At 58.1% G+C, this 19,074-nt stretch carries 20 protein-coding genes and 1 tRNA gene; 7 read left to right on the forward strand and 14 right to left on the reverse strand.

Translation table 11 applies throughout. From position 1 onward, the window contains the following. Nucleotides 1-34: 34 nt before the first annotated feature. Nucleotides 35-367, forward strand: coding sequence for a carboxypeptidase-like regulatory domain-containing protein (locus ACI0FG_RS10525; RefSeq protein WP_419784946.1), 333 nt, complete (start codon nucleotides 35-37; stop codon nucleotides 365-367). 86 nt (nucleotides 368-453) lie between these two features. Here ACI0FG_RS10525 and ruvB read toward each other — a convergent pair whose 3' ends face one another. Together ruvB and ruvA are read right to left on the reverse strand one after the other, a co-directional pair. Continuing rightward, nucleotides 454-1,443 carry a Holliday junction branch migration DNA helicase RuvB gene (gene ruvB, locus ACI0FG_RS10530; RefSeq protein WP_419784947.1) on the reverse strand — a complete coding sequence of 330 codons (990 nt, stop codon included), beginning with the start codon at nucleotides 1,441-1,443 and terminating at the stop codon, nucleotides 454-456. Further along, nucleotides 1,440-2,060: a Holliday junction branch migration protein RuvA gene (gene ruvA, locus ACI0FG_RS10535; RefSeq protein ID WP_419784948.1), complete on the reverse strand. Its 621-nt coding sequence runs from the start codon at nucleotides 2,058-2,060 to the stop codon at nucleotides 1,440-1,442. Before ruvA ends, ruvB begins: the two co-directional genes overlap by 4 nt. Nucleotides 2,061-2,240: 180 nt before the next feature. Here ruvA and ACI0FG_RS10540 point away from each other — a divergent pair, with 180 nt between their 5' ends. Next, nucleotides 2,241-2,708, forward strand: coding sequence for a hypothetical protein (locus tag ACI0FG_RS10540; protein ID WP_419784949.1), 468 nt, complete (start codon nucleotides 2,241-2,243; stop codon nucleotides 2,706-2,708). A 19-nt stretch (nucleotides 2,709-2,727) separates the two neighbouring features. After that, complete coding sequence (locus ACI0FG_RS10545; protein WP_419784950.1) at nucleotides 2,728-3,342, forward strand: LysE family translocator; 615 nt, start codon at nucleotides 2,728-2,730, stop codon at nucleotides 3,340-3,342. Between the two features lie 2 nt (nucleotides 3,343-3,344). Here the strand turns inward: ACI0FG_RS10545 and ACI0FG_RS10550 are convergent, their stop codons facing one another. The 4 genes from ACI0FG_RS10550 to ACI0FG_RS10565 form a co-directional block, all read right to left on the reverse strand. Further along, entirely contained in the window at nucleotides 3,345-5,051 is a 1,707-nt protein-coding gene (locus ACI0FG_RS10550) for an ABC transporter ATP-binding protein/permease (protein WP_419784951.1), read from the reverse strand. A gap of 110 nt (nucleotides 5,052-5,161) precedes the next feature. Beyond that, on the reverse strand, nucleotides 5,162-5,542 hold the full coding sequence (locus ACI0FG_RS10555; protein WP_419784952.1) for an OsmC family protein: 381 nt from the start codon (nucleotides 5,540-5,542) through the stop codon (nucleotides 5,162-5,164). A gap of 104 nt (nucleotides 5,543-5,646) precedes the next feature. After that, the gene (locus ACI0FG_RS10560) at nucleotides 5,647-6,813 is read right to left on the reverse strand and encodes a class II aldolase/adducin family protein (protein ID WP_419784953.1); all 1,167 of its coding nucleotides are present in this window, start codon (nucleotides 6,811-6,813) and stop codon (nucleotides 5,647-5,649) included. Continuing rightward, the gene (locus ACI0FG_RS10565; protein WP_419784954.1) at nucleotides 6,810-8,561 is read right to left on the reverse strand and encodes an aldehyde ferredoxin oxidoreductase family protein; all 1,752 of its coding nucleotides are present in this window, start codon (nucleotides 8,559-8,561) and stop codon (nucleotides 6,810-6,812) included. The genes ACI0FG_RS10560 and ACI0FG_RS10565 overlap by 4 nt, the downstream gene beginning before the upstream one ends. 84 nt (nucleotides 8,562-8,645) lie before the next feature. Here ACI0FG_RS10565 and ACI0FG_RS10570 point away from each other — a divergent pair, with 84 nt between their 5' ends. Further along, complete coding sequence (locus tag ACI0FG_RS10570; RefSeq protein WP_419784955.1) at nucleotides 8,646-9,176, forward strand: tetratricopeptide repeat protein; 531 nt, start codon at nucleotides 8,646-8,648, stop codon at nucleotides 9,174-9,176. 41 nt (nucleotides 9,177-9,217) lie between these two features. On the opposite strand, the gene ACI0FG_RS10575 is transcribed toward ACI0FG_RS10570, so the two are convergent. The 5 genes from ACI0FG_RS10575 to ACI0FG_RS10595 form a co-directional block, all read right to left on the reverse strand. Continuing rightward, complete coding sequence (locus tag ACI0FG_RS10575; RefSeq protein ID WP_419784956.1) at nucleotides 9,218-9,598, reverse strand: pancreas/duodenum homeobox protein 1; 381 nt, start codon at nucleotides 9,596-9,598, stop codon at nucleotides 9,218-9,220. A 102-nt stretch (nucleotides 9,599-9,700) separates the two neighbouring features. Beyond that, a complete protein-coding gene (locus ACI0FG_RS10580) occupies nucleotides 9,701-10,987 on the reverse strand; it encodes a DUF401 family protein (RefSeq protein WP_419784957.1) in 1,287 nt (428 codons plus the stop codon). Nucleotides 10,988-11,002: 15 nt separating this feature from the next. Further along, nucleotides 11,003-11,509: a crossover junction endodeoxyribonuclease RuvC gene (ruvC, locus tag ACI0FG_RS10585; protein ID WP_419784958.1), complete on the reverse strand. Its 507-nt coding sequence runs from the start codon at nucleotides 11,507-11,509 to the stop codon at nucleotides 11,003-11,005. A 4-nt stretch (nucleotides 11,510-11,513) separates the two neighbouring features. Beyond that, entirely contained in the window at nucleotides 11,514-12,257 is a 744-nt protein-coding gene (locus ACI0FG_RS10590; RefSeq protein ID WP_419784959.1) for a YebC/PmpR family DNA-binding transcriptional regulator, read from the reverse strand. Nucleotides 12,258-12,310: 53 nt separating this feature from the next. After that, the gene (locus tag ACI0FG_RS10595; RefSeq protein WP_419784960.1) at nucleotides 12,311-12,910 is read right to left on the reverse strand and encodes an RlmE family RNA methyltransferase; all 600 of its coding nucleotides are present in this window, start codon (nucleotides 12,908-12,910) and stop codon (nucleotides 12,311-12,313) included. A gap of 69 nt (nucleotides 12,911-12,979) precedes the next feature. On the opposite strand from ACI0FG_RS10595, the gene ACI0FG_RS10600 reads away from it, so the two are divergent. From ACI0FG_RS10600 to ACI0FG_RS10610, 3 genes are all read left to right on the forward strand, one after another. Next, complete coding sequence (locus ACI0FG_RS10600; protein ID WP_419784961.1) at nucleotides 12,980-14,482, forward strand: glycosyltransferase family protein; 1,503 nt, start codon at nucleotides 12,980-12,982, stop codon at nucleotides 14,480-14,482. 78 nt (nucleotides 14,483-14,560) lie between these two features. Further along, nucleotides 14,561-14,636: transfer RNA gene (locus ACI0FG_RS10605), tRNA-Ala, on the forward strand. 187 nt (nucleotides 14,637-14,823) lie between these two features. Then, a complete protein-coding gene (locus tag ACI0FG_RS10610; protein WP_419784962.1) occupies nucleotides 14,824-15,099 on the forward strand; it encodes a hypothetical protein in 276 nt (91 codons plus the stop codon). Between the two features lie 132 nt (nucleotides 15,100-15,231). Here ACI0FG_RS10610 and ACI0FG_RS10615 read toward each other — a convergent pair whose 3' ends face one another. The 3 genes from ACI0FG_RS10615 to ACI0FG_RS10625 all read right to left on the reverse strand — a co-directional run bounded on the left by ACI0FG_RS10615 (nucleotide 15,232) and on the right by ACI0FG_RS10625 (nucleotide 18,966). Further along, a complete protein-coding gene (locus tag ACI0FG_RS10615) occupies nucleotides 15,232-15,417 on the reverse strand; it encodes a YjzC family protein (RefSeq protein ID WP_419784963.1) in 186 nt (61 codons plus the stop codon). Between the two features lie 196 nt (nucleotides 15,418-15,613). Continuing rightward, on the reverse strand, nucleotides 15,614-16,726 hold the full coding sequence (locus tag ACI0FG_RS10620) for a linear amide C-N hydrolase (RefSeq protein ID WP_419784964.1): 1,113 nt from the start codon (nucleotides 16,724-16,726) through the stop codon (nucleotides 15,614-15,616). Nucleotides 16,727-16,917: 191 nt separating this feature from the next. Further along, on the reverse strand, nucleotides 16,918-18,966 hold the full coding sequence (locus ACI0FG_RS10625) for a HAMP domain-containing methyl-accepting chemotaxis protein (RefSeq protein WP_419784965.1): 2,049 nt from the start codon (nucleotides 18,964-18,966) through the stop codon (nucleotides 16,918-16,920). Nucleotides 18,967-19,074: the final 108 nt, after the last annotated feature.

Here is a 19,074-nt window from a genome sequence, read left to right on the forward strand (position 1 = left end):
CGGGTATGTTATTTACCATCCGCAGGAGGGGACCATGCTCAAGAGATCTACTCTCGCCATCATTCTGGTATTGCTTTTCGCCACAGCCACTGCGGCCAGGAAAGGCACCCACGTCCTGTACGGAACCGTGAAATGCGCGGGGCTACCGGTCATCGGCGCACAGGTCTCCCTGACGGGAAACGCCACCTACACGACACGCACTGTCATGACCAACAAACAAGGTGTCTATATGGCGGACAAACTGCCCATGGACCAGTACATCATTCGCGTCCTGGGACCAAATCCGGATATGTTCAAACCGAGCCACGCCAACATCATCCTGGCCAAACGGCAACGGCAACTGGATTTCGAGTTGAAGCTGCCCTGAGGCACTCCCCCCCAAAAAAAACAAGGCCGAAGCGTTACATCGCACGCTTCGGCCTTTTATTTCTCAGCCTTGATTCCAAGCGGCAGCTAAATGAGCCGCAACTGGTCGTCGTCTTCCATACGCATCTTGAGATGCTGATACGCCTTGGCCGTGGCCACACGGCCACGCGGCGTGCGCTTCAAAAATCCGCACTGGATAAGGTACGGCTCATAGATGTCCTCAATGGTCCGCACCTCTTCGGCACAGGCCGCGGCAATGGTCTTGAGGCCCACAGGACCACCGTTGAATGTCTCCACCACAAGGGTGAGAATCTTGCGGTCCATGTTGTCCAGCCCGTGCTGGTCCACGTCGAGCCGCTCCAGGGAGGACTCGGCGATATCGCGGGTCACGGTGCCGTCGCCGTGGACCAGGGCGTAGTCCCGTACACGGCGAAGCAATCTATTTGCGATACGCGGTGTGCCGCGCGCCCTGCGGCCGATGGCCAATGCGCCATCCGGCTCAACCTTGACGCCAAGGATGGCTGCCGAACGCTCCACAATGCGTCCCAGTTCCTCCGGGGAGTAAAATTCAATGCGGAAGATGCAACCGAACCGATCCCGCAGGGGCGAGGTCAGCAGCCCAAGCCGCGTGGTGGCCCCCACCAGGGTGAACGGTTCCAGGTCGAGCTTGACGGTGCGCGCGCCCGGGCCGGAGCCGATGACCAGATCGATCTGAAAATCCTCCATGGCCGGGTACAGGACCTCTTCCACGGTGGCGGGCATACGGTGGATCTCGTCAATAAACAGGATATCGCCGCGCTCCAGATTGGTCAGGATGGCGGCAAGGTCCCCGGACCGCTCGATGACCGGACCGGAGGTGGAAACCATGTTCACCCCGAGCTCACCGGCCATAATCCGGGCCAGCGTGGTCTTGCCCAACCCCGGATTGCCGTAGAAAAGCGTATGGTCCAGCGGCCGCTCCCGCTCGTTGGCCGCGCGAATGAACACGTCGAGATTGGCGCGCAGATCGTTTTGGCCGATAAAGTCGGAAAGCCGCCTCGGGCGGACATTTTCTTCAGGAAGCGTACAGTTGCTCATGAGCGCATCGCGTTGATTTTCTTAAGTACCGCCCGGATGGCTCCGGCGGCGTCGAGGTCGGGTTCCGCGTCAAAGGTATCAATGATCAGCGGCCTGACCTCTTCCTCAGCGTATCCCAGGCCCTTGAGGCCCGCAAGGGTGTCGAGGTACTCGCCATGCGGTCCCTGCGGCACGTCGGCCGTCTTGTTGCCCGAAGGTACCGCCGCTCCAAGCTGACTCGCCTTGTCCTTGAGGTTCCACAGGATCTGCTTGGCCGACTTGGGACCGATACCCGGCACGCGGGAGAGCATGGTCGCATCCTCGCGGAACACGATTTCGCGCAGGTGCGCGGCATCGTAGAGCGAAAGAATGGCCAGGGCTTTCTTCGGCCCCAGTTTGTCGATGGAGATGAGTGTTCTGAAAAGTTCCAGGTCGTCGCTCTCCAGAAAGCCGAAAAGGTCGATGGCCTTCTCCGCCACCTGGGTGTGGACGTGCAGGGCCACCTCGCACCCCTTGCCCGGCAGACGGGCCAGCACCGAGGTGGGAGCGGCCATGCCATATCCCACGCCGCCGGGTGTAAGCACCACGAGCCGCTTGTCGTCGGCCGAAATCAGCGTGCCTTGCAGGTATTCGATCATGAATGGAATGTCCTTTTGCTGGTTCGCCTGTAAGTAGCCTACTTCGCGCCCAATGACAAAAGTTTGTTTGTACCCGCAGTGCGCCGGGGGCACACCCAACCTTGCCCGAAAGCACGCATTGAGCTACACTTCCCGCCGCGCCATCGCGCAAAAATTTAGCAAAAGCAGGAGCAAGCCCCCATGGAGCCAAACGCCATCCGCACCCACGTCTTCTCGGTAATCATGCACAAGATCGAAGCTCAGGACGAAACCAAACGTCGGGAGGCCCTGGCCGAGTTCATGTCCGTTACCGGCACCGGCGGCAACGCCACCGACAAGGTGGTGGAGATGATTCCGCCGCTGATGGGCGAGCTCTACGAGAAGTGGGTGACCATGTTCGTGGACCGGCTCATGGAGACCGTGGACCTCAAAAACATCGAACTGCTCTGCGACGGCACGGATGAAAACAACGCGGCTCTGGCGCTGGCCTACATCATGTTCCTGGAATCCGCCCGCATGGAAAAACAGATCGATCAGGACCTACACGAACAGGGGCTTTCCGCGTCCGGCAACAACGACATGGGCGACCTCGCGGCGAACTATCTCCGCGCCCAGATGGCCAAGATCGCCCAGGACACCAAAATGGACAAGCCCAAGGGCAACGCCTAAACAACAACATATAGACATCATGGAATTTTTGACGCTCGGACTGGTCATCGGACTGTCCGCCGGGCTTTCGCCCGGCCCATTGCTGGCCCTGGTTATCTCCGAAACATTGCGGCACGGCGCGGGCAGCGGCGTCCGGGTCGCGCTCTCCCCCCTCTTCACCGACCTGCCCCTCGTTCTTGTCACCCTGCTCCTGCTATCCAAGCTGTCGGACCACCAGCCGTTGCTCGGTATCATAGCTCTGGTGGGCGGCGCATTCGTTCTGTCCATGGGCATTGGCTCTCTGTTTCCCAAGCCGATTACGGCACAGATGCAGCAGGCTGCCCCGAAGTCTCTGCGCAAGGGTATCCTGGTCAACCTGCTGAGCCCGCACCCCTATCTGTTCTGGACGACGGTGGGCAGTACACTTATGCATCGGGCTCTGAACCAGGGCAAAGGGACCCTGATTATTTTCCTTGTCGCCTTCTATGTGGCCCTCATAGGGTCGAAGATCGGCACAGCCCTGCTAGTGGGGCGCTCCCGAGCCTTCTTGAGCGGACCATTCTACAAGGCGCTCAACCGGTTGCTGGGGCTGGCACTGTGCATCCTCGCCCTGCTCCTGTTCCGCGACGGCCTGCAACTGCTCGGCGTTCTGTAGCCCTACCGGGCGGCGACGTAATCGCCCACGTCAAGGCGCTGCTGATGAAAGGCCCGCAGCGACGAACGGTGCCCCACGCTGATTACCGCCGTGTTCGGCAGCCGCTCGCGCAACAAGGTATAGAGCGCGGCCTCGCCCGTCTCGTCCAGGGCGGAGGTGGATTCGTCCATAAACAGCCACTCCGGCTTCTGGAGCAACATACGGGCAAAGGCCAACCGCTGCTGCTCGCCGGGGGAAAGCTGCTGCGCCCAATAGCTGGCATCGTCCAGATGGTCGGACAGCCGGGCCAGCCCGCAATCGGCCAGGGCGGCGCGCAGTTCGTCGTCGCTGAAACCGTCCGGCGGGGCCGGATAACTCAGCACGGTGCGCAGATCGCCAACCGGCAGATACGGCTTTTGCGGCAAAAACATGGTCCTGCCTGTGTCGGGGAGCCGGATTGCCCCTTCGCCATAGGGCCAAAGCCCGGCAATGGCCCGAAAGAGCGTACTCTTTCCGGCACCGGAGGGACCGCTGACCAGCAGGCTTTCGCCCGGCTTCACTTCAAATTCCACACCATCCAGCAGGGGAGCGCCATCGGGCAATTGCAACGACAACTCACGGATTGCCAAGGCGTTGCCGTCATTCCTGCTGCGTTCCGGCCCCACACCCTCCCGCACCTCATGGGCAGCTTCGATATCATGGGTGAAACTGGTGAGACGATCCACCGTGGCCCGCCACTGGGCAAGGGAAGTATACGCCTGCACAAACCAGCTCAGCGCCCCCTGCACCTGACCGAAGGCGGAGGAGGTCTGCATCAGACCGCCCAACTGCATGGCACCTGAAAAATAGCGCGGCGCTGCGGCCAGGATGGGGAAGATTATCGCCACCTGGGCATAACCGTTGGTCAGCCAGGCCAGCCGTTTTTGACGCTTCATCAGCGCCCACCAGTTATCCACAACGTTGGCGAACCGGCTGCCGAAGATCCTGGCCTCGTCCTTTTCGCCGCCGTACAAGGCCACGCCCTCCACGTTCTCCCGAAAGCGCACCAGACTGAAACGGAAGTCAGCTTCATACCGCTGTTGAATGAAATTCAGCCGAATCAACGGGCGACCGACTCGCATGGTCAGGTAGCTGCCCACGGCGGCGTAGATCAGCGCGATCCAGACCATGTAGCCGGGGATGGTGATGCCCAGCCCGCCAAGGGAAAAGGAGATGGCACCCGAGAGTCCCCAGAGAATACCGATAAAGGAGACCAGGGTGACGGCGGATTCGAGGAATCCCAGGGAGAGGGACAGGGTCTGTCCCACAAAGCCGCCGATGTCGTCGGCAATACGCTGATCCGGGTTGTCGGTCTCGTTGCCGTGCATCTGGATCATATAGTAGGCACGGTGATCCAGCCACCGCTCCAGGTACCGCTCCGTCAGCCAACGCCGCCAGCGGATTTGCAGCATCTGTTGGAGATATATCTGATAGACGGCCACCAGAATATAGATGAAGGCAAGGATGCAAAACACCCCGATCTGGTGGACGAACCCGTCCCAGTCGTGATTCTGCAACGTATTGTAAAACACGTTGTTCCACTTGTTGAGCAGCACGTTGACGTAGACGAGCCCGAGGCTCATGGCCACGATGACAGCCAGAAGGCCCCTGCCGTACCAACGGTCTTCGGAGAACCAATACGGCTTGGCAAGCCGCCACGTATCGCGCAGAAAATGATGTTTGGTCTTCATATGTGGGAGCACCCCGGTATGGACAATTCAGCAACCGAGGCGATGGGGATGGGGGTTATGAGTAAAAAGTCCGGTCCGGGCGAGCATCCCGGACCGGACGGCCTGATCCGTTAATCCTCGATCAGTTTGAAATCCATCGGCTTGGCCAGCAGACCATGGATGGGGCAGCCCTTGAGGGCGGCCAGCAGTCGTTTTTTCACCTTCGGCTCAAACCCCTCGGGCAGTTTGACGCTGTACTCGAAGGTGGAGCCGTCATCACCCGAAACCAGGGTGACGGTGCACTCGACATCACCCAGATCAATGCCGTGATTCTTGGCATAAACCCGCAGGGTGATGTTCAGGCAGCCCGCCAAAGAGGCCTCCAGCAGGGAAAAGGGAGTGAATCCGGCATCCGCGCCGCCCTTGTCGGCCGGGGCATCGCACAAGCCGGTGTGCGTGCCATCGGTAAACTCGGTCAGAAAATCGGCGGATTTGCTCTTGGTAGTAATCATGGTGGGTACCTCGATTGTCGATTTCAGTTGCAAAAAGGATTTCGTCATTGTTGCCGACAAGAATAAGTCCGCAGGCAGCGAAAGGCAATGCACCCAAAATTGCACTAACGTGACAGCGTGGCGACTCGTTCGAAGTACAGGGCGCGGCACCGGTTTTCAAAGTCGAGCAACCGGCCGAACGGTTCGTTGAAATCCTTGCCGCCTGTGGCAAACACTCCATGCCCGTGCACGACGGCGACCCCCGACGCGGCCAATGCTGGCGGCAGGGTGTTGCACAGCCCTGTCGGCCCGGTGCCCACCTCGCCCGGCACCACGGGCACCCCCTCCACGGTTCGGCACTCGGTGCAGGCCACATGGCAATGCCCCCGATTCGGGCACTCCGCCCGCTCGCAGTCCATGGAGAGAATGACGGAGAATTTCGGATGGCCGTGCAGAATACAGAGAGCGTCCGCGCTGCGATATACGCCCTCATGGGCAGACAGTTCGGACGATGCGGTCAGTCCGTGCGTGGTGGAGCCATCCAGCGGGCAGGGATCGATGCACCCTTCCAACTCGTCAAGCGAGCTTCCGGTCTGGCTGATGTGCACCACATCACTCAACCGACAGGAGACATTGCCGAAAAACGAATCCACCAGCCCGTAGTGAACCACGGCACGCCCAGCCTCGGCCATGGCCGCGATCACGGAATCATCATCGGTGAACGGCCCGGTAGCCAGATCAGGCGAGTCGGTCCGTAACGACGGCAACTGTCCGGCGGCCCGTTCGAAGACGGCCCGGAATTCAGGGTCCGGTTCTCCCCGGCGGGCAGCGGCCAGATACTCGGAAAAGAAAAGGACAAAGCACGAAAAGAGTGTGGAGGAGAAGAAGACAAATCCCTGTTCCGGACTGACCGTGCCGGGGGCGATCACGCCATGGCCGGGGACGATGGCGGATTTGCGCCGGGCCAGATGCTCGGCCAGGGCCTCGGCGGAAAACTCCCGGCAGACAGGGATATCGTGCAGAAACGTCCGGGTTTCGGTGTCTTCGGGCTGGATGAATTCCGGGTAGCGCGCGGCCAGAAAATCGATGATCGAGGCATAGGGCTCGGCAGGCCGGGCAAAGACCAGGGAGTTGAGAGAAAGCAGATCGAAAAGCCGGGCCAGCTCCTTGGTTCGCGGGTCATCACGGTTCCAGACCAGTTCGTCATCCAGGCCGCCCACCAAGGGCTCGCCCTTGGCACAGACGCCCTGCGCCACCAGCTTCCGCGCGTATTTGGTACAGAGCCCCCTCATGCGTACAGCTCCAGCCCCAGACGTTCGGCGGTCTCCTGCGTGGGCCGCCCTTCCTCATCCAGTCCCCGCACGTTGTAGTATCGTGCGCGCGCCGCCAGAAAGGTTTCGCGATCCAGGGGCGGAATGTCCACCCCACCGCCGGAGGTGCCGGGCTCAGTAAAGAACCGGGGCGGCAGGTCGTCCTCACAGTCGCCAAATCCGTTAAGAGAATTCATGATCCGTTCCCGGTAGCAGACTCGTTCGCCACAGGCCTGCAAATCGCCCGGCGAGACATTCAGGCCGGTAACGGCGGTGTAGGCGCGGGCGTATTCCTCCAGCCCGGCGGCCAGCCCTATCAGGCGGCAGATGCCGAGACAGTCGGCAGCCGCGTTCTGATCCTCGGCAATCTTGATGATGCGTGCCTTGCCGCTGAAGGTAAAGCGGTCGGTCGCCACAGGCTTGCGCAACACCTCATGGCTCAGGGGATTGGCGTGCTGATGACAGCCGCCCCGCGTGTTGACGGCATAGGCCAGGGCCAACCCATACGCCCCGCGCGGATCATAGGCAGGCAGGTCCAGGCCCTTGACGGACATGGACAGCTCCGACCGTTCGCAGGACTCGGCAAAATCCAGGGAACCGCCGGAAAGCGCCCCACCATGCGCCATCTCGTGCAGGGCGAGCGGGATCGTCCGTCCGTCGCACGGCTCGCCCGTTATCTCCCTCCGGCAGGCCATGGCCGATGCTGCGGAAATCGGGTCCAGGCCGAGACGGCCGCAGAGGCCCACCGCACCCAAGCCCAGCTCAATATCCGTATTGCCGACCAGCGCGCTGAAATGCGCCATGGCATCATAGTCCGGTATGGCCCGGCCGTCCTCCGCCCGCAGCTTGCAGCGGATATGACAGCCCTCGCAACCGAAGGACTCAGGATTGTACGCCCGGCGGTATGCCTCGGCATTGAGCAGTGCGGCCCCGGCAAAACGCGTTGCCCGAAAGTTGTCCGTGGGCATCATGCAGCGCGAATCCATGAGATCGTAGAGCGCTCCGGTGCCCCGGTTTGCAAAGCCATGCCGTCCCATGAGCACAGGCGATGCCGCAGCGAGCCGCCGGATGGATTCGCAGGCGGACGCAAGGGCAGCCTCGTCACGCACACGGATTTCCCCGGTTCCACGGACGGAAATATATTTCAGATTGCGGGATGCCCAGACAAGGCCAGGACCGCCACGAAGCGCCGCGTGAGAGCGGTCCACCACCACGCTGGCCAGCGGAGAGCCGTTTTCCCCGGCCGGGCCAATGGCGGCAATCGAAATGTCCGCGCCTTCCAGCCTGTCGAACACCGTGTCCGTGGTCTCGCCCCACAGGTCGGTTTCGACGACACGGACATCCTCGTTGTCTATCTCGATGCCGCATGGGACTGGACTTTTCCCGAAGAGGACCAGCCCGTCCCAGCCCGCCCGCTTGAGCCGGACGGCTAGGCCTCCCCCCACGGTGCAGTCGTTCACTGCCGAAGTGAGCGGAGAACGGGTCAGCAACACGCCCCGACTCGACGCGGGCGCAGCCGTACCGGTAAGCGGACCGGTAAAGAAACAGATCGGCTGTTCAGGATCGTCCCACTCCAGCGTGCAGTGGGAACGGAGATAGTATCCGGCCAGCCCCCGGCCGCCCAGCCAGCTGGCGTACAGCCTGGGCGAGGGATGAAACACGGCGGATTCGCCTGTGGAGAGGTCGATGTGCAGGACCTTGCCGGTCCAGCCGCAAATGGGACTCGTCATTGGGGAAGAATCCCATGAACTCCCTGAAAAGGCAATGAGTTGACCGGGACGTGAAAACAGGTATCCTCTCCCTCGGAGGATCACATGGCCAAGAAGGAAATCAATACATCCCGACGCAACTTCCTGTTCGGCGCGGTGCGGCGCATCAAGAAGGAAAACCCGGACGGCCCCATCGCATCCACCGCCGGTGCCGTGGACGCAATGAAATGTGCCAACGCCCTCTATATGGACGAGGACTGGGACGCGGCCCGCGAGAAATATATGGAATGCATGGAGGCGGACAAAAACGACGCCGACGTGCGCTACCGCCTCGGCGTCTGCCTCTACAGGCTGGGCAAATATCTTCAGGCCAAGATCGAATTCGAACGCGCCCTGCGCATCCGCCGCGAGTTTCAGGACGCCCTGCTCTATCTAGGGCTGACGCTGGTCCGGCTGGAAAAGCCGGAAAAGGCCGTGGCCCTGTGGAAGCAATATTTCAATCCGCTGGCCGTACCGTTGCAGCGGGAACTCAATCTTCAGCTGGGGATGCTGGAGGAAGGCATGGCCGATTCACCGACCGCCATTGCCGAAGCCGTGGAAGAGGCCATCGCCGCCTCGGCCGGACAGGTGGGCTAACCTATCCGCCATTGGGAAAGCAGGCTCCCCCTAATGAACAGTTACGCCAATTCCACCATCAGCGGGATGGCGTGAAGCTTATTGTTCAGTTCCCTGGTATTGCCGACGCTCCATGAAGCGACGTTTCGGCCTATGACAGAGGCCGCATCTTCGGCCAGGCCGGGCAGATTGATGATGGGATGTCGCGAAAACACCGTGGGCAGACCATAGGTCAGATTGCAGGCCAGACACTTGCCCGGCCGCTGGATCAACTCCAGCTCGAAATTCAGCGTTTCGCCATCGTCGTCCCGATAACGCAACGCAATGTCATAACTCCCCTCTTCCGCTTCGCCGAAAAGCGCTTCGAAAAACTGGTCGGTACGATCGACCGGGAATAGGGAGGCCAGGGTATCATCGGTGAATTTCTCTGCATACATCGCCATTGGTATCTCCTCAAAGTGCAATTACCTACCAAGCTGGAAGGAATTGACTCTTACAAAAAACCGGCGCTGACCGCAAGGGCTTACCCACGATCCGACACCACGTTATCGCAAAAAGAGGAAAATCCCGACACCAAGGGCGATGAAGATGAGACACGGCGCAACAACCTTGCGCCATGTTGAGGCCAGATCGCATTCAAAATACTGGCAGGTCAGGATAAAACAGATGTGGATGGGCGATATCATGACCCCGGTAAAGCCGGAGAACTGGGCCAGCACCAGATAGGGAATGGTCTGGTCCTGCATCCCGAGGTTTTGCAACACACCAAGCATGAGCGGAAAGGTCGCGCCCACGAACGCCACGTTGATGCCCGCCACCATACCCACCAGAAACGGCAAAAAAGTGGCCGAGGCGATAAGCGCCGCATCGCCGCCCGCCACGCGGGACATCTCCTGCACAACGCCCGCAGCCTGCATCACGTCCTTGAAGATGAAAATAGACGTTATGACGAATATCATGGCCCAGAGGCTTTTCTTGGAAAGCACGGCCTTGAGGAACGGCAACCCGAGAGAGGTGTTTTGCGCCATGACGCAGACCACACTGAGCAGCAACGCCGCTATGACTCCCAACTCGAAATCCATGGAGGGCAAGAAGGAGGCAATAGAGGCCTCCAGCCCGATGGCTCCGACAATGGCGATGAGCAGCGGCAAACCTTCCCGCAGTGCCACCTTTGGCCGACGCGGCGCAGGCGGGATGTCCAGGGCGAGGTCGCTGGCCTTGAGCACGCCGGGGCGCAGATAGAAAAACCACCCGAGCAGCAACATGATGGGCGTGGCAGGCCAGGTGCGTGATATCAGGTCAATGATCGGGATATCGGCCAGTGCCACGGTCAGGATAATGCCGGGATACAGCGGCCAGCACATCTCCCAGACATGGCGGAACCAGTAGTTGACCACGGCACGGTCACTGTTGGAAATCCGCATGTCCGAGGACACGGTCTTGACCATGGGGGCGGAAAACACCGCCCCACCCGGCATGGGCAGCAGGCCGATGAGCGCCGGGAAAAAGATGAGCCGGAGCCGGGGGCTGGTCAGATAGCCGGAAAGAGAGTCCATCAGTCGCCGGGACTGGCCGGATCGCTCCATGGCATCGGACAGGATCAAAATCAGCCCGACAATGGCCGCCAAATAGAGGAATTTATCCTGTGTCAGCGCCAACGCACCGGTCTTGACGAAGGCGACGGGCCCGAGGCCGAACAGGAGCGCCATGACCAGCCCGCCAACCAGAATGGACAAGCCCAGGCTGATGCGCAACCGCATCCCGATCAGCATGAGTATGAAGGAAAACAGGACTTTGGCAAAGGGAAGAGATTTGAGAAGCAGAGATTCCACGGTATGCCTCGCGCCTTAGGCGCCGGTGAGCCTGCGCATGCGCCGCTCGTTGAGATGGCAGATGGCCACGGCCAGGGCGTCGGAGGCATCCTCGGCCCAGGAGGGTTTCTTGATGCCCAGGCAATGGGCAACCATGAAGGCGACCTGATCCTTGGGCGCATTGCCCACGCCAACCAGATTTTTCTTCACTTTGGAAGGTTCATATTCCGCCACGGACAGGCCGTGCACCGCACAGGCCGCCATGGCGGCACCCCTCGCCTGCCCCAGTTTGAGGGCGGACGAGGGGTTGCGAGAAACAAAAACATTTTCAATGGCGGCTTCCATCGGCCCATGGGTCTTTATCAGTTCGGCGAGTTGCTCGAAAATGACACCCATGCGGACGGCCATGGATTCCTTGACCGGCGTACGGACCGTGCCGGTTTCCACCAGCTCGGCCCTACCTGAAATCTCGCGGACGAAGCCGTAGCCCGTCACTCTTGAGCCGGGGTCCAGTCCAAGAACCACCAGGCCGCCATCGGACATGATATTACTCGTCCTCGAACACTTCGTCAGGGAAGTCGGCGTTCAGGAATACCTTCTGCACGTCCTCGTTGTCTTCCAGGGTATCGACAAGATTCATGACCTTGCGCCCGGTAGCCACATCGACGGCCACCAGGGTTTCCGGCACCTGGCTGACTTCGGCGGATTCGAATTCCATGCCTGCATCGGTAAACGCCTGCTGCACGGCCATGAAATCGCCGGGTTCGGTCTGCACGGTAAAGGTATCGCCGTCGTCCACGATATCCTCGGCACCGGCTTCGAGGCCGATTTCCATCAGCTGGTCTTCGGTGTACTTTTCCTTGTCGAAAACAATGACGCCCTTCTTGTTGAAGAGATAGGCGACCGAGCCGTTCTCGCCCAGGTTGCCGCCGTGCTTGGTAAAGGCATGGCGAATTTCCGCAACCACACGGTTCTTGTTGTCGGTGGCCACATCGACCATGATGGCCACACCATTCGGGCCGTACCCTTCGTAGTAGACCTCAAGGATATCGCCGCCGGCCAGTTCGCCGGTGCCCTTCTTGATGGCGTTGTCGATCTTGTCCTTGGGCAGGTTCACGGCCTTGGCCTTCTGAATGGCCAGGCGCAGACCGGCGTTATCGTCCGGATTGCCGCCACCCGCCTTGGCTGCCAGAATGATGTCCTTGGCCGCTTTGGTGAAAAATTTTGCTTTCTTGGCGTCCTGGCGCCCCTTGCGGTGCTGGATATTCGCCCATTTACTATGTCCGGACATATTGCCTCCTCAAATATACTCTTATTGTTTCGTTCGATAATGAGTTGATTATACTACCCATCAATTCCCTTAAAGCCAAGCGCAACGATGAAGATCTCCTTGCTTTCGGATCGGGAGCTGTAGGGCTTGAAATTCTTGACCTTGCCAAAGTACGGACGGAGCGAATCCCGGTAATCCTTTGTCTCGCCGCCCTCGAAAATCTTGACCGCGAAATGCCCGCCTTTTTTGAGGTATTTCTGCGCCACCTCAAAGGCGCGTTCGCACAGCTCAAGCGAATTGGCCTGATCCGCAAACTTGACGCCGGTCGTCTTGGGAGCCATGTCGCTGATGACCAGATCAAACGGCGCAAGCGGTGCTATGGCCTCCAGCAGCTCCGGCGAATCGGAGAAGACATCCGCCTGCAAAAAGGTTATGTTTTCCGGGAAGGTATGCTTGGTGTCCTGGATATCCACGCCAAGCACATGGCCGGACTTGCCCACCCGCTCACCGGCAAACTGTGTCCACGAACCGGGCGCGGCGCCCAGGTCGAGCACGGTCTGGCCGGGCTTGAACAGGGAAAACCGCTTATCCATCTCCTTGAGCTTGTAGACGGAACGCGCGGCGTAATTTTCCTTTTTGGCCCTTTTGAAGTATTTGTCCTGGTATTGTTTCATATGCTGGACGCTCCCTGATCGGCGTGGAGCGATTTCTAGCCGAATCTGCCGAAAAAGCCAAGCACAGCAGTGACCAGACCACGCCACGCCACCGTTACGGACGAATTGGGACTCTCCAAGTCCATGCCCGCCGACCCCGCCCGGTTCGAATGGGCAGGCAGGCCGCGCACTGCCGGGGTGCCGATCATTTTTCTAGGCCTCGGCCCCGAGCCGGGAAAGTTGCCTGAATGGTTCAACTTTTCAGAGAGTGAAGACATCCGTTTCATCGAGTGCCCCAGCTTTGCGGCCCAACTTCCCGGCTGGTCAACCAGCCTACCGAAGTACTTCACCCGGATGCCCCCGGAGGAATTCACAGCGCAACTCGCTGCCTCGGCCAGTGTTGTTCGTTATCTTCCGGTCCAGCGGGCGTTCCCCTCCTTTTTCGCTCCACTCACTGCGCGGCTGGCCTTGGGCGCCCAACCCAAACGGCTCGAACGCACGGTCTGGATTCCGTCCGGCGAGAACGACCTGCTCTGCCGGGAATTAACCGATGCCTTCCGGGACGCAAACTACACCGTGCGCCTTCTGGATAGTGAGGCACTGGCCCGGCGTCCGGGCGAGCAAATGCCCCGACTGCTCAAGCAGGGCGCGCCCGACCTGTTTCTTTCCGTCAACTTCAAAGGGCTGGACCCATTCGGGCTGGGGTACGCCATGCTGCGCGAGGCCGGGGTGGCCACTGCAACGTGGCTGGTGGACAATCCGTTCAACCTGCTCCCGGCCATCAAGTCCACGTTCTGGCGCGACATCCCCCTGTTCGTCACGGACCACACGTTCATCCCGGTCCTGAAGGCAAATGGAGCACAACAGGTAACGCACCTGCCTCTGGCCGCCAGTCCTAAACTTTTTTCGGGCGGCTCGCTTCCCGATCACGGGTATGGCCTGAACGACCGACTTGTCTTTGTCGGCCGATCCTCCTTTCCCAACCGCGAAAAATTCTTCGCCGGTCTGCATGACGTCACGTCAGCTGATTCGAACGATACGGCAACACGACGCCATTTTCTCTGGTGGCAAAAGGAACTCGGCATCGAGCCGCTTTGGCCCGACAACGAGGTTCGGCGCATCGCAGCGGCAGCGGAATCGAACGGCCTTGCCTGGAAGCTCGACTGCCTCTCGGCAGCCGGGCCGGTCACCATCTTTGGCGACGAGGGATGGAGCAATCTCGCCAACGCGGACTTGCGCCCGGTGGTGGATTACTATGCCCACCTTCCTGCCATTTACCGGGAATCCGCCGCCGTACTCAACGTGACCGGGATGCAACTTCCCGGCGGCCTGACCCAGCGCCACTTCGATGTCTGGTGCGCGGGCGGTTTCCTGCTCACGGACCGCCATGCAGGCCTCGACATTTTCCCCGAGGACCTGACGGCCCCCATTTCCTTTTCCTCTCCCGATGCAATCCGCCCCCTTTTCCACAAATATCAAAAGGAATCGGCACAAAAACAAACGCTTCGCCAAGCTTGGCGCGAACTGATCCTGCGCAAACACACCTATACGCACCGCGTACAGGCCATCAGCACAGCCCTCGGCCTGTCCTAAGACCGGCCAAATGTGGATGATCTCGCTGAAAACACTTGTCTAGTGCAGCCAAAAGGGCTATTTACCCTGTTCACCAACGGGGACGTAGCTCAGCTGGGAGAGCACTGCCTTCGCAAGGCAGGGGTCGAGAGTTCAAATCTCTTCGTCTCCACCAATGATATTAACGGGTTACGCAAGAGCGTAACCCGTTTTTTTGGGGTTGGGAGAAACAAGCACATAAAGTTACCATTAAATTTATCAATACTTTAATTTCTTTGATTTTTTTCAGTCAGCAAGACCACTCTCTTATATAGGGCGCGGTCGTTATCAGCTCAATCCACCGCTAATAAGCAATCACTTTCATGCCAGAATATTCAAAGCTATTTGAACGTGAATTAGTCAAATTCGCTCAAGAATGGGCTACTAAAAATGGACTCAACCATTCACAATTCGCACGATTAGCTTATGGCAATCTTCCTGATGCTATAGGGAAATGGCGGCGAATACGTAATATTTCCGGCCCGATTAACAGACCTCAATCTTTATCTGTTTTTGACATATGTTGCCTTGCACAGGCCGTTCAAAAAAACATCTCTGAGCTTTGTTTTACAGTCGAACAACGTTTAAAAAAAATATAACAATATCTTCCACCTCGCTGTTTCCTCTTCTTCCTGCTTATAATAGCCATATGCAAAGGCCTCTACCTTTAGGTAAAGGTCAGTATGTTTGCCCTACCTCATTTATACGAATAAAATCGGCCTTAACCTATATTACTTTTTCGCAGGTCCGATCCTTTCCCATTTATGACCTTTCTCTTGAGTAGGAGGCAGAGGAGTATCATTAGGTTCAATTGTCACTTGACGAGGATCTTTGAGGACTCCTCCCCGAGGCCCACGTTCTATGTATTCACCGGAAGAGTTAGGCTTTTCACCTGGCTTTTGCAGCTTGTCACTCATAAGTCTCTCCTTTTTAAATTTATAAGCACATATAAAAAAATATGCACAAAATTTCAATAACCGAACAGCGAAATAATCGCTGCCCCGAAACCTTCACGGGAAGGCGAGAGTTCAAATCTCTTCGTCTCCACCAGAAAAAAAGAAAACGGCTTCAAGTTTATGCTTGAAGCCGTTTTTTTATTTGCTGTGATGACAGCTACTTTGCAGTGTTGCTCACGTCCGGGTAAGCGGGCTTAACACTCCACATGGGGACGATGTGGACCTTCTTGCCGGTCAGCGGCAGCTTGTCGAAGCGGACCATGCGGAAGTTGTGGTTCTCGTAGGTACGGAAGTAAACCGCCTTGCGGGCCATATCGTAGACAGTACTCCACTGGGTGTAGTCGTATTCGCTGGAGCCGTCGGCATTCTTGCCGCGGACCATGCCCTTGACGATGGTGAAGTTGTCGTTCAGGTCCATGGCAACCTGCACCGCGCCATCAGCGTCAGCCGGAGTCAGAGCCAGATTGGCAAAAAACGCGGCACGCACAAAACGGGACGGAGGCGTGGAATCACCCGGCAGCCCGACCATGCCGGACCCCTCACCGAACTGGCGCATGGTGAAATCGCCCAGCTTGTAGGGCTCGATATTGTTCGGGCTCAGATTGCCGTACGTCCGCAGATGACGCAGATGCCAGCTGAATGACGGAGCATTGGTAAAGACGCCCACCGGGTTGTCGGTCACCGTGACCTTGCCGTGAATGCTCTCAATGACAATGGCCTTGCCCGTCGTATCCATGGCGTACCAGTGGGCATAGGGATACATGCCCATGGTCTTGACCAGCACGCCGCCGATCTTGACCTTGTTCAGCACGGCATCACGGACTTCTTCAACCGTCGCGCAGTTGCCCAGCAGCCAGTTGGCCACATCCGGCTGGGCCAGCATCTTGGGATAATCGGCGGGAGCCACTTCCGGGAACACGCTCTCGCCCTTGGGCATCCAGAAGGCACCCGCGTACAACCCCTTTTCATTCATGCCCTCGATGGGGCAATTCAGGCCGAACCCATTGGGGCCGACATAGGCATACTTGCCGGTCCATTGCATTCCCTTGTTGCCATCGGGAGCCAGTGCGGTCCAGGCCTGTCCTCTTGGAACCACCATGATGTCGGATTTGATGCAGGAGCCAAACTCCATGGTACGGGCAAAGACTACAGAGCCGTCCTTGGCCTTCACACGGATGCCGGTGCAGGCCCCGGCGACCGGCGGGACAGTAACAACCAGTGCGAGTAAAAGGGTCAGAAACCAATATGACCTTATGTGGCGCAACAACATATCCTGCCTCCTTGAGGTCTATTGAAAAGGATGAGCCGGTTGGCCCAATGTTATTTCTTATATCCATTCGTCTCGAAAATCCAGTGCATTAGCTCAATTCCTCAAACCATTCACATTACAGTATACGTATAAGGATAAAAGAAAGCCCCGGAGGCATTCTCCGAGGCTTGATTATCATGAGTCAGGGTATCTTAGAATCGTTCGAAACTATCATCGTCATGGGCATCCATTTCCAATGCGACGCCGCTATGGCGCGTTGCCGAAGCAGCGGGCAATGCCGCAGGCTTGGCCTTTATGACCTTCTTTTTCGACCTTTCCATATGGCCGGAAGTGCCGGGATTGGAGAGTCGGAAGAAGGAGATGGACTTTTCCAACTGCATGGCCTGGGAGGAAAGCTGCTCTGCCGTCGAGGCGATTTCCTCAGAGGAGCCCGCATTGGACTGTACCACGGTATCGAGCTGTTGCAGTGCCGAGCTGATTTCCGTGGCTCCGGTGTCCTGCTCATTGGAAGCGGCGGTGATCTCCTGAACCAATTCCGCCGTCTGCTCGATACTGGGGACAATGGCGTCCAGCATCTTGCCCGCGTTGCTGGCAACCTCCACAGACATGCTGGACAGTTCGCTGATTTCACTGGCGGCCTGCCCGGACTTTTCCGCCAGCTTGCGCACCTCAGCCGCAACAACGGCAAAGCCCTTGCCGTGCTCGCCGGCCCGGGCCGCTTCAATGGCCGCATTGAGGGCCAACAGATTGGTCTGGCGCGCTATTTCCTCAATAATCAGCGTTTTCTCGGCGATCTGCTTCATGGACTCCACAGTTTGCTTGACCGCCTCACCGCCCTTTTTGGCATCCAGAGCGGTCCGCCTGGCGATTTCGCCGGTCTTCCCGGAGCTATCGGCATTCTGGCTGATGCTGGCAGACATCTCTTCCATGGAGGAAGAAACCTCTTCCACGGCCGAGGCCTGTTCCGTGGCGCCCTGGCTCAGGGTCTGGGAAGAGCTGGCAAGCTCTTCGCTGCCCGTTGCAACCACGGCAGTGGCGTCCTGAATCTCCCGGACAATGCCACTCAGATTGGCAACCATGCCTCGGATGGCATCAGCAAGCTGACCAATCTCATCCTTCCTCTTCACGTCGAGCATGGCGGTAAAATCACCTTGGGAAACGGCATTGGTAAACTCAACACTCTGCCGCATGACACTGGCAATCCGCGATGCCACAATCCAGGCAATAATCATAGACACCAAAATAAACGCTATAGAGACAAGGAGATACGTGGTAATGGTGTAAGAAATCATTTTATCCAATTCATCCAAATGCTGCTGCACCTGGACCATCTCCAGTTCACCGAGCTTGTCGATAAAACTGCGCATGGTTTCAAAGTCTTTTTCGCTCTGAGCCAGCAGTTCGACCTTCCGAATGTTCTTTTCTATGTTGGCGGAGGCAAGCTCAACAACCTTTCGGCTATGGGACTCCCAAGCCTGGAACAGATTCAAAAATTCCTGCTTCAGGACTATTGCCGAACCACCGGCAATATCCGCCCCGGCAATGACGCGATCTTTTGTCTGACCAACATTTTCCACAAACGAATTCGCCAGCTGCTTCTCTTCATCTACAGAGGTGGCGCGCTTGACCTGTAATTGGGCGACATACGCCTGATAGGCATCCCGGTCCGCATTAAGCACCTTGGACATGGCGTCTTCGAGATGCAAACGGCGCTGAGGATCAATGGTAGGATTTTTGAGTTCCGTACCGATGAGTTCGCCCAGCTTATCTATGACATCTCGCATGGCGCCAAAGGAAGCCAGCGCCTTTTCTTCCTCACTCTCGGCAGTCAGGTTAGCCGCCATCGTCTCACCCGAAAGGGCAAAGACTGTATCGTTAAGCTTCTTCCATTCCTGGTAGTTCTTCTTGAATCCATTGTAGGGCTCCGCCATTTCCGACGTAAAATGCTGAGACGGCTTTTCCAGCCGATCCCAGGTCTGCTTCAGATTCTCCTCGCTTGCAGCCTTTAACCTATCCAAAACGGCAACGGAATGGGCCTGCAACACTTCCATTGCAGCTAACTGAGCCTGATAGGCATCCCGGTCGGCAGCCGTCATGGTCGCACGGTCCAGATGCAGCATATTTACTTGCTCCATTTTGGACTCGATGGTGAAAAAGCTTTTCAGCCCAACGGCCAGGATGATCACTATCGCCCCGACTGGCAATCCGACCATCATCAATAACTTTCCCTTGATATTCATGGAGCCCTCCTTCGGACAGTTAGCCTCCGTTATACACCTTCTTTTTTATAAAGCCATTATATACTATGGATGAAGTCGCTGGCCATCACTCTGAATTCAAACCCTCCG

Origin of the sequence: Pseudodesulfovibrio sp. 7M6 (assembly GCF_050058625.1) — a bacterium.
GTDB classification, from domain to species: domain Bacteria; phylum Desulfobacterota; class Desulfovibrionia; order Desulfovibrionales; family Desulfovibrionaceae; genus Pseudodesulfovibrio; species Pseudodesulfovibrio salinus.